Origin of the sequence: Kordiimonas sp. UBA4487, assembly GCF_002389025.1 — a bacterium.
Lineage (GTDB): Bacteria > Pseudomonadota > Alphaproteobacteria > Sphingomonadales > Kordiimonadaceae > Kordiimonas > Kordiimonas lacus.
In genome coordinates, this window is the sequence record NZ_DGNR01000012.1 from 68,178 (window position 1) to 82,003 (window position 13,826).

At 58.8% G+C, this 13,826-nt stretch carries 8 protein-coding genes; 7 read left to right on the forward strand and 1 reads right to left on the reverse strand.

The genetic code is table 11. The features are described 5' to 3' along the window. Window positions 1-107 precede the first annotated feature (107 nt). Window positions 108-2,939, forward strand: coding sequence for a phosphoenolpyruvate carboxylase (locus B3Z17_RS09815; protein ID WP_286829640.1), 2,832 nt, complete (start codon window positions 108-110; stop codon window positions 2,937-2,939). A 126-nt stretch (window positions 2,940-3,065) separates the two neighbouring features. Further along, complete coding sequence (locus B3Z17_RS09820) at window positions 3,066-4,367, forward strand: hypothetical protein (protein ID WP_286829641.1); 1,302 nt, start codon at window positions 3,066-3,068, stop codon at window positions 4,365-4,367. A 176-nt stretch (window positions 4,368-4,543) separates the two neighbouring features. On the opposite strand, the gene B3Z17_RS09825 is transcribed toward B3Z17_RS09820, so the two are convergent. Beyond that, window positions 4,544-5,569, reverse strand: a complete 1,026-nt coding sequence (locus tag B3Z17_RS09825) for a LacI family DNA-binding transcriptional regulator (RefSeq protein ID WP_068304525.1) — start codon at window positions 5,567-5,569, stop codon at window positions 4,544-4,546. Window positions 5,570-6,051: 482 nt separating this feature from the next. Here B3Z17_RS09825 and glk point away from each other — a divergent pair, with 482 nt between their 5' ends. The 5 genes from glk (at window position 6,052) to B3Z17_RS09850 (ending at window position 13,679) form a co-directional block, all read left to right on the forward strand. After that, a complete protein-coding gene (glk, locus tag B3Z17_RS09830) occupies window positions 6,052-7,044 on the forward strand; it encodes a glucokinase (protein ID WP_286829642.1) in 993 nt (330 codons plus the stop codon). A 115-nt stretch (window positions 7,045-7,159) separates the two neighbouring features. Then, window positions 7,160-9,727: a TonB-dependent receptor gene (locus B3Z17_RS09835; protein ID WP_286829643.1), complete on the forward strand. Its 2,568-nt coding sequence runs from the start codon at window positions 7,160-7,162 to the stop codon at window positions 9,725-9,727. Window positions 9,728-9,832: 105 nt separating this feature from the next. Then, a complete protein-coding gene (locus B3Z17_RS09840; RefSeq protein WP_068304519.1) occupies window positions 9,833-10,543 on the forward strand; it encodes a SapC family protein in 711 nt (236 codons plus the stop codon). Then, a complete protein-coding gene (locus tag B3Z17_RS09845) occupies window positions 10,543-12,123 on the forward strand; it encodes a tryptophan halogenase family protein (RefSeq protein WP_286829644.1) in 1,581 nt (526 codons plus the stop codon). Before B3Z17_RS09840 ends, B3Z17_RS09845 begins: the two co-directional genes overlap by 1 nt. A 2-nt stretch (window positions 12,124-12,125) precedes the next feature. Beyond that, window positions 12,126-13,679, forward strand: coding sequence for a tryptophan halogenase family protein (locus B3Z17_RS09850; RefSeq protein ID WP_286829645.1), 1,554 nt, complete (start codon window positions 12,126-12,128; stop codon window positions 13,677-13,679). Window positions 13,680-13,826 lie beyond the last annotated feature (147 nt).

Below are 13,826 nucleotides of genomic sequence, written 5' to 3' on the forward strand. Positions count from 1 at the left end.
TAAACTGGTCCTGTTTGGGACATTTTATGGCGTGACTTTGTGGCGATTTCTGCTACAAAGGCGCCAATTGACAGCGGTGTCAAAACTTCAAAGATGAGGATTTCAGTATGTTTGATCATCCATCCAAGGGCAAAGGCGAAGCAAGACGGGAACACCTTTCGGCGGCGTTCGATATTGCCGACGCGCTGATGGAGGGACGTCAAACACTCGAGGATCTGTCGGCAGACCTGGCGGCGCGCGGCAAGCCCTGTCTGGATGATCGGCTGTCGCGACTTGCGCGCCAATGGTCGGCGGTGCCGATGAAGGACAATCTGGCGCGCCTGGCTGCGCTGGTGGAAAAAATCGCGACGAACGCAGACGGCAGCCGCAAACCGTTTGATGAGTTCCAAGCGCTGGTGGAAGACGAGGTGGCAGGCTTCGTGGTGACCGCTCACCCGACCTTCTCCTTGTCTGACACGGCCTGGACCTACGCCAAGGCCTATATGGGTGCGGTTGCGGACGGCGAGCAGGCGGTGCAGACCGCCACGGCCAACCTGGATGTGGGCACGGTGCACCCAACCACGTCACCGACGCTCCATCAGGAACTGGATTATGCCGGGCTGGCCGTTGGCAACATGCGCCGGTCTGTGCGCACGCTGTACCGTGTGATCTTCACCGAAGCCGCCAAGCTGTATCCGGATGACTACCGGTCCTTGCGCCCGCGCCTTGCCACCATTGCAAGCTGGGTGGGCTTCGACCTTGACGGCCGGACAGATATTGATTGGTCCTTGGGCCTCCTGTTCCGCTACCGTTCCGCGCTTGCGGGCCTCGATGCCTGCCTGGGCCAAACCAGCGGCATAAGGTTCGAGGGCGAGGCGGTCGAGCACTGGACAACCATCCGCGCGGGCTTTGAAGACCTGCGCGCCTGTTTCGAGCTCGGGGCCCGCACGCTTGAAGAACACCAGAACAGCGTTGACGGCAGCAGTAAAGGCCTGGGCAAGCTGAACCAACTGGCGGTCGAGAATCAGTCCCGTAAGGAAGCCGCGGTCGAGCGGATTGGTACGGCGTTTGAAGCGCTTCTCGCCCTTGATCTTGATGACGACGCCTGGTGTGGGGCCGCGACGCTCTACAGCGAATGGCGCGCCATCGGTATGGGTCTGTCGCACATCCATTTCCGGCTGAATGCAGCCCAGCTCCATAACGCCATCTCGGCGGAAATCCAGTTGACCAAATCGCCTGACCAGTCGGCCATGCGTCGCCACTTCCTGGCCGCGATTTCGGAAAAGCTGGATCAGGTCGAAACCAAGACAATCCATTATGGCACCCTGTCGCGCGAACAAACCACGGCGCGGCGCGTGTTCATGCTGGCGGCCCAGTTCCAGAAGCACTTTGATGCCACCACGCCCATCCGCATGCTGGTGGCGGAATCCGATACGCCCTTCACGCTGCTGACCGCGCTATATTATGCCAAGCTGTTTGGCGTTGAAGACCATGTGGAGATTTCCCCGCTGTTCGAGACTGCCGTAGGCCTTGAGCGCGGTGACCGGGTGATCGCGGAACTGGTCGACAACCCCCACTTCCTGGCCTACATCCGCAAGCAGGGCCGCTTCTGCCTGCAGCTTGGTTTCTCGGACAGCGGCCGCTATATCGGCCAGCCGGCTGCGACGCTGGCGATCGAGCGTTTCAAGCTCAGGCTGATCCGGCTCTGGAAAGCGCGCGGGCTTGAAGACGTGCAGCTCTTGTTCTTTGATACCCACGGCGAAAGCGTGGGCCGGGGCGCCTTTCCCGAAAGCCTGAAGAAGCGCTTCCTCTATACCCACCCACCACGGGTGCGCCAGCAGCTGGCCACTTTGGGTCGGCCTGAAAAGCATGAGGTCAGCTTCCAGGGCGGGGAGGGGTATCTCTGGTTCCTGGCGGAAGAAATGGCGCTTGCGTCCCTGACCGACTTCCTTGAGGTGCGTTTCACGGACTATGACGCCAGCAAAGACAAATTCTATGATGAAAAGGGCTGGTCGCTCGATTTCTTCCTGACGCTGGTGGAGTACCAGAACCATCTGACGGACCATAAAGGTTATGTGCGCCTGATCGACAGCATCGGCCGCAGCCTCTTGTTCCCGACCGGGTCACGGTCGCTCAGGCGCCAGGGTGGCGGGGCTGTGCACCAGCGGCTTGACCGCATCAGCCAGATCCGCGCCATCCCGAACAATGCGGTCCTGCAACAGCTGGGCTATCTGGCCAACAGCTGTGGCGGTTTCGGCACCGCCATCGCGCGCTCGCCGGACCTGTTTGAAGCGATCCACAGCCAGTCGGACCGGCTGAAGATGGTCACCAGCCTGGCGGTCAATGCGCTGGCGCGCTCGGACGTGGGGGTGATTGAGGCCTACGCAAAGCTCCTCAGCCCGGGCTATTGGCTTGACCGCGCCGACGAGGTTTCCGATGTCGGCCGCCGCGAACAGCTCCGCCGCCTGTCGCGCCTTCTCGAGGGCCTGTTTGAAAGCGACAGCGTTGACGCCTGCATCCGCAAGCTCCGCCGCGACGCCGGCACCCTGACAGACTGCGTGCAGGACGAGGGCGTGATGGCCGCGTTCGATAGCGCATCCCCGGACGCAGAACTGTTTGAGCTGCACCAAATCAGGATCGGCCTCATTCAGTATATCTTCCTCAAGGCCATGGAAATCCCGCGCTTCAGCAGCCGGTTCGATGTGTCGCTTGAGGATGTGCTTGTGGAACTGCTCCATCTTGAGGTGGACGATACGGTCACGCAGCTCAGGAAAATCTTCCCGGAATCGCCGGTCAGGAACGATGACGAGCAGTTCGGCGAAGAGACGACCTATGAAGGCAGTGCATCATCGGGCTATGAGGACGCGCACCGGAATATCTTCGACAAGATCGAGCAGGCCTACGCCCAGGTGCTGGAAATCAGCGGCCTGATCGCGCTCAAGGCCGGCGCGTTCGGTTAAAGAGCCCTGTCATGCCGGGGCTTGACCCCGGCATCTCCACCCCCTTGCAGTGCAGAGTTACAGGGAAGGGTTGCATCGCCCTCGGTCCGCGCTACTGTTGTCACATGCGGCAACAGGAACCTTCTTATGAGTGATGGCAACACCCCAACTGAGCACCTCGGCAAATCATCCCGCGGCCGCCTTGGCGCCCTGATCGCGGTCATTCTGCTGCCGATCCTGGCATATGGCACGATCAAGTTCCTGCAGCGCCCGGACCATAAACCCACCTTCCACGCGCAAGTCACCGTGGACGTGGAGGTAAACGGCCAACCGGTGCATATCGAACGGGTCATCACCTGCCAGACCTTCGCAACTGGCGACAGCATCCAGATCAGCCTCTTGAATTTCTGGAAGACGCTGACGTCGCGCCGGGAAACCCAGTGGATATCCATCCCCCGCGCCTTTGGCGAAGTGCTGCCGGACGGCAGCGCCCTCATGGTTCGCACGCCCTATTTTTGTGGCTACCACCTTATTGGCAATCCGAATGATGCCTCCAGCTATGCAATACAAGACAGCGCGACCAATCGCACTCCCATCGTTGGCTGGACGCCGGACGCCAAGAAAGCTGAAACAATAGAATTTTACATGTCCGACGCGTTCAAGACGGCTCCGGGTGCGCGCTTCAAGAACTTCTCCATTGAGACCAAGCTGGTCGAGGACAGGAAGGCATCGCCAATTGATCAATTCGCCTGGTTTTCCGGCCTCTATCACCCGGAAGCCTTACGCAAGGGGCCGGATGAAAACGGCAATTATCCAGAGGACATGTTCTGGGGGGTGCCCGCGAAGGAAAAGCGCTCGATCGTAACCATCGGGTACAAGGGATACGCCGGATGGCGCCTAGAACATGCAGAATGGCGCGGCAAGGTTGAGGGACTCGATGCTCTCCTGGAAGGCATGACGAAACCCGCCGCACTGCCGAGCGGCGAGTTCGACTGGAAGATCAGAGAGATTGCTCAACAAAGGTTTGGCCCAGAGCGTACAAATATACGGGCGGTTGTGGTTCCCCAACAACGATGGGGGGGCTTGCGGTCAAGTCATACAAGCTGGAGCCGCGCAGCCCAAGAAGGAATGTCTCTCCACCCCGGTCTGCGCGATATGCTCTCCTTTCCAGTAATTGAAAATGAAGTTTGGCTGGATGGCCCTCTGCCGAAAGGTTACATAATCCTGCACAGGGAACACCTTTCCGACGAAGAAAAGAGGCAGTTGACCCTGCACGAATCCAACAAGCTAGCGCCGCCGATGGTCTTCCATCTGGGGGGACAGACCTTCGACCAACCTCGCTTTACGACCAAAGCATTCTTCGACCCATCTACCCAGCAGCTCTTTTTTGCCGAAGCTCATTATTTTGGCGCCCGCGTGCCACCCGACAACCCACTTGTCGATCCGTAATCATTCCATCGTTTTTTGGGGGAAACTATGCCTATTTCCAATGTCGGATATGCGCTGTTGCCAACGCATGTGCATGACATGGGCCTCTTTATGACAAATGAGCCGGTCAGATAATCTAAGAATGCCAGGAAACTGGGAAAGACAGTTCCACTAATTGTGTCGCTTTGCCGATTGGGCTAGGCCGTCGAAGGGCGCTCGATCAGCTCGGGTACGAACTCGGCTGTTGTGGTTTGCACTTCGCCTTCCGCCAACGCCTGTGGGCGCATCTCGGCAATCAGCAGCATCATGGCCTGGCGGGCGATCTCCCCAATCGACTGGGCGGCGGTTGTCAGCGGCGGGCGGCTGTGCTGGCTGAAGGGACTGTTCTCGAACCCCGCGATGGCCACATCGCCTGGCACCGTGAGGCCGGATGTCTTGACGGCTGCCAGCGCGCCAGCCGCGATTTCATCGTTACAGCCGAAGATGGCGCTGGGGCGGTCGCTGCGTTCCATCAGTTTGGTCGCGCGCTCGAACCCACTGTCGAACGAATAGGCGCCGGGTAGCACCAGGCTGTCGTCGACGCTGATGCCGTGGGCCTTCAGGGCTTCCTTGAAACCGGCGCGGCGTTCGGGGGTGGAAAGGTGTTCCTCTTCGCCCGACAGGAAAGCAATCCGCGTGTGGCCATGGTCGATCAGATGCTCGGCCACGCTTCTGGCCGCTGCGCGGTCATTGACATACACGCAGGGTGCTTTGCCTTTGGGCGGCTCGGAGGCAGAGATGATGCGCACGAAATGGATGCCGTGTTCCGCGAGTGCATTTGTGATGGCTTCATTTTCCGACACCGGGGGCGCGATCACGAGCCCTGCGAGCCGGGAATTGTTCACCAGGTCGCAAAGTTCCTGCACGATGCCGTCATGGGCGGCGTCGCACGGGTGAATCTGCAGGCTGTAGCCCATTTCGCGGCAGGCCTTCAGCACGCCTTCCTGCACATCCACCACATAGTAGGGGTTCGGGTTATCATAAACGAGCCCGATGGCGTATGACTTGTTGCCGCGCAGGTTCCGGGCCGACATGTCCGGCTGATATTTCAGGTCGTCGATCACAGCCCGCACTTTCTTGCGGGTGGCTTCCTTCACCGTGGGCTCATTGTTGATGACGCGAGAAACGGTCTTCAGCGATACCCCGGCAACGCGGGCAACATCTTTGATCGTGGCCTTGGACAAAACGCAGCCTTTTCTTCCCTAAGGGGCATTCTATCTGCCCGAATTTCAAAAGGGCATCTGGTGCCCGATTCTCCCCCGGTTTGGTCCGGAATGGTTGTGAAATTCGTTATGACCCGGCCTGACTGAATAGTCAACGTTGTCATGTTGACCAGAAGGTCAGGAATCCGGGATTCCGAGAGGATTCAATCAGTTAATAATGATAACGATGTCACAAAAATGACAACGTGAGCATTTTTTTATAAAAAGCTATGGACAACGTTGTCATTTTATCTCATGAAAAGATGGCTCTGTGAGGCCTTCCCGGGGAAGCGAGCTTGTCTCCTTCCCCACCCCTTCCGGGGAGTGAGGTGGCCTGAGCAGAAGATGAATTGGGGGTCGTAGGTCGTTTTTGGTGTTTTTCGACCGGACCCGATGAGCCTGGGGAGGGTATGTGTTTGAGTATTGGTTTAAATATATCCGCTGCGCGGGACCGGAGGCTGGGCATGGTTGAACAGGCCCCCGTTGTCGCCGCGGATATCGGTGGCACCCACTCCAGGCTCAGCTTAATTGCACGGGCTGACCGCACGGCGCGCCCGCTGACGGTGCGCAAGTACCATAAGTATCGCAACGCCGACTATCCCGGCCTGGATGCGATCCTGGACGATTTCCTGTCCGGTATGAACGCGAAAGAAATTTCCGGCGCATCAATTGCCAGCTGTGGCTATTTCATAGGCGACGACCTGATCGCCGCCAACATGCCCTGGCGCGTGTCGCTGGCGGATGTGCGCAAGAAGCTGGGCCTCGCTGAGGTCTGCGCCATCAATGATTTTGTCGCCGTGGCCTACGGCACGCAGTATCTGAACCCCGCCGATGTGCTGGTGCTGAACCGCCGGGCTGTGCGCCCCGAGCGCGGCGCCGTGGCCGTGATCGGCCCGGGCACCGGCCTTGGGGCTTCGGTTCTGATCCAGGGGCCGGCGAGCCCCGCGGCGCTGAATACGGAAGCCGGCCAGGCCTCCTTCGCGCCAGAGACAGACCTTGAGATTGAGATTTATAAGGCGCTCCGCGCCAAGCTCGGTTTCGTGTCGGTCGAGCATGTGCTGTCGGGCCCCGGACTTTTGAACCTTTATCAGGCGCTGGCGACGGTCTCTGGCCGCGCGGCGGTGCTGACCACGCCTGAAGCCATTTCGGAGGCCGCGCTTGGCGGCAAAGACAAGGATGCCGCTGAGACGCTGGCGCTCTTTTGTGAGCTGCTTGGCAGTGCCGCAGGCAATTTTGCGCTCAGCTACGGCGCGCGCGGCGGCCTGTATCTCGCGGGCGGCATCCTGCCGAAAATCAGAGAATTTTTGATCGAAAGCCGGTTCATGGACCGCTTCACGGCAAAGGGCGAGATGCGCCCTTTTCTGGAAGCGATCCCCGTGAACCTGATCGAACACGGTCAGCTTGGCGTCATTGGCGCGGCTGGCTGGTACATGGATTCGCTTAGTTGCTCATCATAAGCCATGAAAAACGAAAGAGGGCACTGATGCGAAGGGAGATAAAGAAGGCCAAAAACAGGGCGGCTGTGATTGCAGCGCCAGCGGCCGCTCAAAGGTTGGGAACCAGGAGGAAAAAATGAGTTTCACCAAACGTACGCTTTACCGCTCGGTAAGTGCGATTGCTCTGGCAAGTGTCGCCATGGCTGCGCAGGCTCAGGAGAGCCAGGACAGCGGGATGGAAGAATTCGAAGAGATCACCATCACGGGTATCCGTGGTGCTCTGCGCCAAAGTCTTGAGACCAAGCGCTCCAGCTATGCCATCGTGGATGCGATCTCTGCGGAAGATATCGGTAAGTTCCCGGACAAGAACGTGGCAGAATCCCTGCAGCGCATTTCCGGTGTGACCATTCAGCGCCAGTTCGGCGAAGGCCAAGGTGTAGCCATTCGCGGCGCCAGCCAGAATATGACACTGACCACGCTCAACGGCCAGAATGTGGCTTCCACCGGTTGGTTCGTGTTCGAGCCGGCACGCCGCAGTTTCAACTATTCGCTGCTGCCGTCTGAGCTTGTGGGCAACATCGAAGTTTATAAATCGTCGCAGGCTGACCTGAATGAAGGCGGCGTGGGCGGTACGGTTGTGATCAACACCCGCAAGCCGCTTGAGATGGACGACCTGTCGATCTATGCATCGGCTGAAGGCGCCCACACCAACGACAGCGGCGAGATTGACCCGCAGCTTTCCGGCCTCGTGAGCTGGAAGAACGAGCGCGGTAATTTCGGCGTGCTGATGTCTGCCGTTTACCAGCGCCGCCAGATGCAGCGCCAGGGTAACGAGGCATTCTGGGAATGGGGCGCAGGCCCGGTTGCGTTCGAGCAGGACCGCAAGCGTCGTGCCTTCAACACCACCGTGCAGTTCGAGCCAACAGACGCCCTGACGCTGACCGCCAACTGGGTGGACATGCAGATGAAAGCAGACAACACCAACTATGCCCTGTGGCTGACCCAAGGCAACACGTCCTGGTCTGGTGTTGATGTGCCGGAAAACTGCCTGCAGAACGCAACACCTGTGTGCGGCCCGCTTGGTGTCGCCTACTATCAGGCGCGTCCCCGTGAAGCGACCATGAAATCCCGCGTGTATGATTTCGATGCTGAATATCGTGGCGACGGCTATCAGGTGGATTTCCAGATCGGCAAGACGACGTCTTCCGGCGGCACGGACTTCGAGATGGTTCTCGAGGACGGTACGGGCGGCACGGCCATTCCTGGCGGCACCTACGATTTCACAGGCGGCAACCAGACATGGGATACGGCGTCGTTCGACATCACATCCTATGATCCCGGTTCCCTGGTGATGGGTACAGGTTCGGCCTTCAACAAGACGCCGAAGACCGACGAAGAGTTTTATGCGCAAGCCGACGTCGAGTATGACGTGGACCTGGGCCTGATCAAGTCGATCAAGACCGGCCTTCGCTATGCCGACCACAACACCACCAGCCGTCAGTTCACCTTCAACCAGGAAGCTGGTTTCGATCCGCGCATTTCCACCAGCGGCCTGAATGCGGGCCTGATTGATGTGGGTGCGGGCGACTATCAGATCCTGCGTATTGATGCCGATGCGGTGAAGGATTGGGCCAAGGCCAGTATCACGGGTGAGACCGAGATTCTGGGTGCCTACAGCGAAATCGACGAAAAGAACACGGCCGCCTACGTTATGGCCACGTTCGAAGGCGACGGCTTCCGCGGTAACGCCGGTGTACGCTATGTGCACACCAGCGCCACCAGCACCTACTATCTGAACAACCAGCTGACGTCCACGAACGCCAAATATTCCCAGTTCCTGCCAAGCTTCAACGTGGCGATGGACCTGAAGGAAGATCTGGTTCTGCGCGCCTCTGCTGCCCGCGTGATGACACGCCCACAATATGTGGACATGTATGTGAACCCGAACGTTGTGGGCGCGAATGACGACCTGCCGGACAACCAGTTCTGGATTGTTGGTAATGTGGGCCTGAAGCCTTTCATCTCCGACCAGTTCGATGTGTCGCTCGAGTATTACTTCGCTGAGGGCTCAATCCTGTCCGCAGGCTTCTTCCTCAAGGACGTGAAGAACTTCGTGTCGAACACCGAATATTCTGCAACAACGGCCGAAATTGGCTTCCCGGGCACGATGCGCGATACAGAGGTTCCGTTCGGCTGGACTGTTCAGGAAAAGATCAACGGCAAGTCGGCCAATATCAAGGGCTTCGAGCTGCAGTATCAGCAAGAGTTCGCGAACGGCTTTGGTACAGTACTGAACTATACCTACACCGACAGTGCCGCTGATGACGCCGATACCTTCACTGATGGCCAGGAAGTTCTCTCCGACGCGTCCAAGCACAGCTTCAACGCAACCGGCTACTATGAGAATGAAGACTTCCGGGCGCGCCTTTCCTACAACTACCGCAGCAAATATATGCTGCGTGAGACAGGCGCATACGGCAACCGTCTGCACAAGGCTTATGGCTCGCTGGACTTCAGCGCATCCTACTATGTCACCAGCCAGATTTCGGTGAATGTGGATGTGATCAATATCCTGGAGAAAAGCGCCAAGCAGTTCGGCAACAACGCAACGCCGACAGCCAACAGCGGCTTCACCGGTGGTTTCCCGCTCTATGAGTATGAAATGCCGCGCCGCATCCTGGTTGGTGTGAGCTTCAAATACTAAGGCTCGGAAAAAAGATTAGGGAAGGGGAGCAAGACTCCCCTTTTCCTGCAAATGCGATATAAGGAGCCGAACCTTTTATTGCATTTTAATTGTGGAGCGTAACCCGTGACCAATCTTGTAGCCCTGAATGTCGAGCAGCACGCCGACCTTAAAGTTAACGACAATATCGGTTTCGATCATGTCGCCAACCAGCATGTTGTGCCTGTTGTTGCGCACGAATTCGTTCAGGTTTCCACTGACGTGCCTGTTGTGTTTGTCAAGCATGCCGAGACCGGCCAGTTCCAGTCTGTGGCCATGCTGGGCCTGCAGCCAGGCGAAAACCTGCTGGTGAAAGACGGCAAATGGCTGGGCATGTATATTCCGGGTATCGTGGCAACCTTCCCGTTCCGTCTGATGCCGACGCAGCATGACGAAACCCAGCTGATGCTGGCGCTGGATACAGATGCCAAGCAGGTCGGCAGTGAAGGCCAGGCCCTGTTCCTTGACGGCAAGGAAACCGATTATCTGACGAACCGCAAAGAGGCCATCACAGCCTATTTCGAGCACAGCCAGATCACCCAGGGCTTGATCCAGCTGATCGCTGAGCTGGACCTCCTGGTGGAGCGTAACCTGACGGTTGAAGTGAACGGCCAGCAGATCAACCTCAACGGCATTTATGTGATCGACGAGAAGAAGCTCAATGAGCTTGACGATGAAAAATCCCTCGACCTGAAGAAGCGTGGCGTTCTGCACGTGATTTACGCGCATCTGATTTCCATCAATCAGATCCGCCGGCTTGGCAAGCTCAAGAGCGAACTGGGCGAAAGCGAGGCGTAATGGCAGCAGGTGGCGGGCATGATACATTAATCAAACATGTGCTGGTCGTCGGCGGGGGAACCGCTGGCTGGCTGGCCGCCTGTCATCTGGCTAAAGCTTTAAGGTCTGCGGACGCTACGGGCGTCCGCGTGACCCTGGTGGAATCGGCTGATATTCCCACCATCGGCGTGGGCGAGGGCACTGTCCCTGCCATCCGAAAAAGCCTTCAGCATCTGGGCATCGATGAGGCGGATTTCATCCGCGAATGCGATGCCACTTTCAAGCAAAGCATCAAATTTGTCGATTGGCTGCACGCCCCGAACCGGACCAGCCATGCCTACCATCATGTGTTCGACTATCCGGCCAACAATGGCCTAGATTTGACGCCCTACTGGCTGATGGGCGGGGCGGGCAATGCGTCTTTCGTGGACGCCGTCTCGGTGCAGGGCCAGGTGTGTGACGCGGGGCTCGGGCCCAAGGTGATGACCAACCGCCAGTATGAGGGGCTCACAAGCTACGCCTATCATCTGGACGCCGCCAAGCTTGCTGCCTTCCTGACCAAACATGCGACCTCAAAGCTCGGTGTTGAGCATAAACTGGCGAATGTCACGGACGTGGTGTTGGTCCAAGACGGGTCAATTCAGGCGGTCACGACGGACGCGTGTGGCGACTTGGAAGCCGACCTGTTTGTGGACTGCACGGGCTTCTCGTCGCTTCTTCTGGGGCAGAAGATGGGGGTCGGGTTCATAGACAAGCGCGATACGCTGTTTGTCGACCACGCGGTGGCGGCGCAGGTGCCGTACGCCAGTCCGGACGCGCCCATTCCGTGCCACACGATCTCGACCGCCAGGGAAGCTGGCTGGATCTGGGATATCGGGCTCACCGAGCGCCGCGGTACCGGCTATGTCTATGCCGCTGACTATACCGACCATGACCGCGCCGAGGCGGTGCTGCGGGACTATCTGCGCGAAAGCATCGGTGACGCGGCCGATGAGGTGGCCACCCGCCGCATCCCCATGCGCATCGGCTACCGCGAAAAATTCTGGGAAAAAAACTGTGTCGCCATCGGCATGAGCCAGGGCTTTGTCGAACCGCTGGAGGCCACGGGCCTTTTGGTGTTTGACGCCACGGCGCGCATGCTGGCAGACCAGTTCCCGCCTACGCAAGCCGCCATGCCCTTGTTGGCCAAGCGCTTCAATGACCGGGTCCGCAACGCTTGGGACCGGGTGATCGACTTCATCAAGCTGCATTATTGCCTCTCAAAGCGGGATGACACCGCTTTCTGGCGCGATAACCGCGATGAAGCCAAGCTGCCGGAAGGCCTCAGGGAAAATCTGGCGCTGTGGCGCACCCAGCCGCCGACCGTTTATGACTTCCCCAACAAGTTCGACGTGTTCGGGATCGAGAATTATCTCTATGTGCTCTACGGCATGGGGTTTGAAACCAACATGGCCCCGCTTGAGCACCGCTATACCGATACCGCCCTTGCACGCGAGGATTTCGGCTATGTGCGCCAGATGGCGGACCAGATGATGGGCCAACTGCTGCCGCACCGTCAGCTGATCGACCGCATCAAGCAGTATGGCATCCAGAAGGTGTAGGCATGGAATCTGATACCAGAAAATCGATATTGGTTGCGGGTGGCGGGTCTGCCGGCTGGATGACGGCGCTTTACCTGAACCGGCTGTATAACCACGCGGAAAAGACGGTCGATATCACCGTGGTGGAAAGCCCCGACATCGGCATCATCGGCGTAGGGGAAGCCACGGTCCACAGCGTGCGTTTCTTCTTTGCCGCTATGGGGCTGGATGAAGCCGAACTGATGCGCGAGACGAACGCGACGCTGAAGCTGGGCATCATGTTCAGGAACTGGATGAAGCCGGTGGGTGGGGAGACGCACGAATATTTCCACCCGTTCGAGCACCAACGGCTGGGGCGTGTGCTGGATATTTCCAGTATGTGGTTCCTCTCGGGCCGCGCGGCGACTGAGCGTTTTGACGAAGGCGTGTGCCTGTCTGCCGAAATGATCAAACGTGGGCACGGGCCGAAGGGGCCAAACACCCCCGCCTATCAGGGCGTGGTGCCCTATGGTTACCATCTTGATGCGACGCTTCTGGCGCGGTTCCTTCGGCGCAAGGCAGTTGAGGCGGGCGTGGTGCATGTGGAAGCCACCATCGACGATATCGATGTGGCGGGCGAGACGATCACCGCGATCCATACCAACACCGGCCAGACTTTCAGCGCCGACTGGTTCATTGATTGCACGGGTTTCCGGGGCCTGCTGATTGACAAGGTGGCGCCTGATAATTGGGACAGCTTCGAGGACGCCCTGCCGTGTAACCGCGCGGTCGCGCTACAGCGGGAGCTCGCGCCCGGCGAAGCCCCGAACCCCTATACGGTTGCAACGGCGCTGAAGAACGGCTGGGCCTGGCAGATTGACCTGACGAACCGGCAGGGCACGGGCTACGTTTATGACGGCAACCGCATGACCGCGGATGAGGCCGAAGCGGAGCTGCGGGCCTTCCTGGGGCCACAGTCGAAGGTGCTTAAATCCACGCACCTGAAGATGCGCATCGGTTGCCGCAAACGCTTCTGGGTCGGCAATGTGATCGCCACTGGGCTGGCGGGCGGCTTTATCGAGCCGCTGGAGTCCACCGGCCTGCATCTGATCAATCTGGCGGCGGGGCTGATGGGTACGCATCTGGCGGGCGCCGTGCCAACAGACGACAGCCGCATGAGCTTTAACCGGTTGATGCGCGGCTTCTACCAGGACCTGAAGCAGTTCATTGTGCTGCACTATTGCCTGACAGATCGGGACGATACCGCTTTCTGGCGCGCGGCGCCTCAGACGGTCGAGCATACCCCGTGGCTGAAGGCGCAGCTTGAGGTGTGGAAGCACAAGGTCTGTGAATATCACGACCTGGCGGGGGCTTTTTCCACCACCTTCACGGACGAGAATTACCGCTACATCCTATACGGCATGCAGCATACGCCCGCCCTTGGCCTGACGGCCAATGGGGCAGAGAGCGAGCGCATGTTCAGCCAGCTCCGCCAGATGCAGGAAAACGCCTGTGCGCTCACAATGACGCACGCGGACTATCTGGCAAAGCTGAACGGTACAGCGGAACAGGATATGGAGGCGAAAGCCTCCGCATGAATGGCAGCGAACCCGGGCTCGGTTATCTCCCGTCCGGGTTCACTATCCATGACAGTCCTTCGGGACTGGTTATTGGGGAACTGGGGCGGCACGGGCAGAGGCTCGTGCCAGCCCCGCTTTTTTCCCATGCAATAGAATTCCGGGCCG

Coding starts and splice junctions, on each gene's coding strand:
- B3Z17_RS09835 (WP_286829643.1), top strand. CDS start 7,160: ATGAGTTTCACCAAACGTACGCTTTACCGCTCGGTAAGTGCGATTGCT.
- B3Z17_RS09820 (WP_286829641.1), top strand. CDS start 3,066: ATGAGTGATGGCAACACCCCAACTGAGCACCTCGGCAAATCATCCCGC.
- B3Z17_RS09850 (WP_286829645.1), top strand. CDS start 12,126: ATGGAATCTGATACCAGAAAATCGATATTGGTTGCGGGTGGCGGGTCT.
- B3Z17_RS09815 (WP_286829640.1), top strand. CDS start 108: ATGTTTGATCATCCATCCAAGGGCAAAGGCGAAGCAAGACGGGAACAC.
- glk (WP_286829642.1), top strand. CDS start 6,052: ATGGTTGAACAGGCCCCCGTTGTCGCCGCGGATATCGGTGGCACCCAC.
- B3Z17_RS09845 (WP_286829644.1), top strand. CDS start 10,543: ATGGCAGCAGGTGGCGGGCATGATACATTAATCAAACATGTGCTGGTC.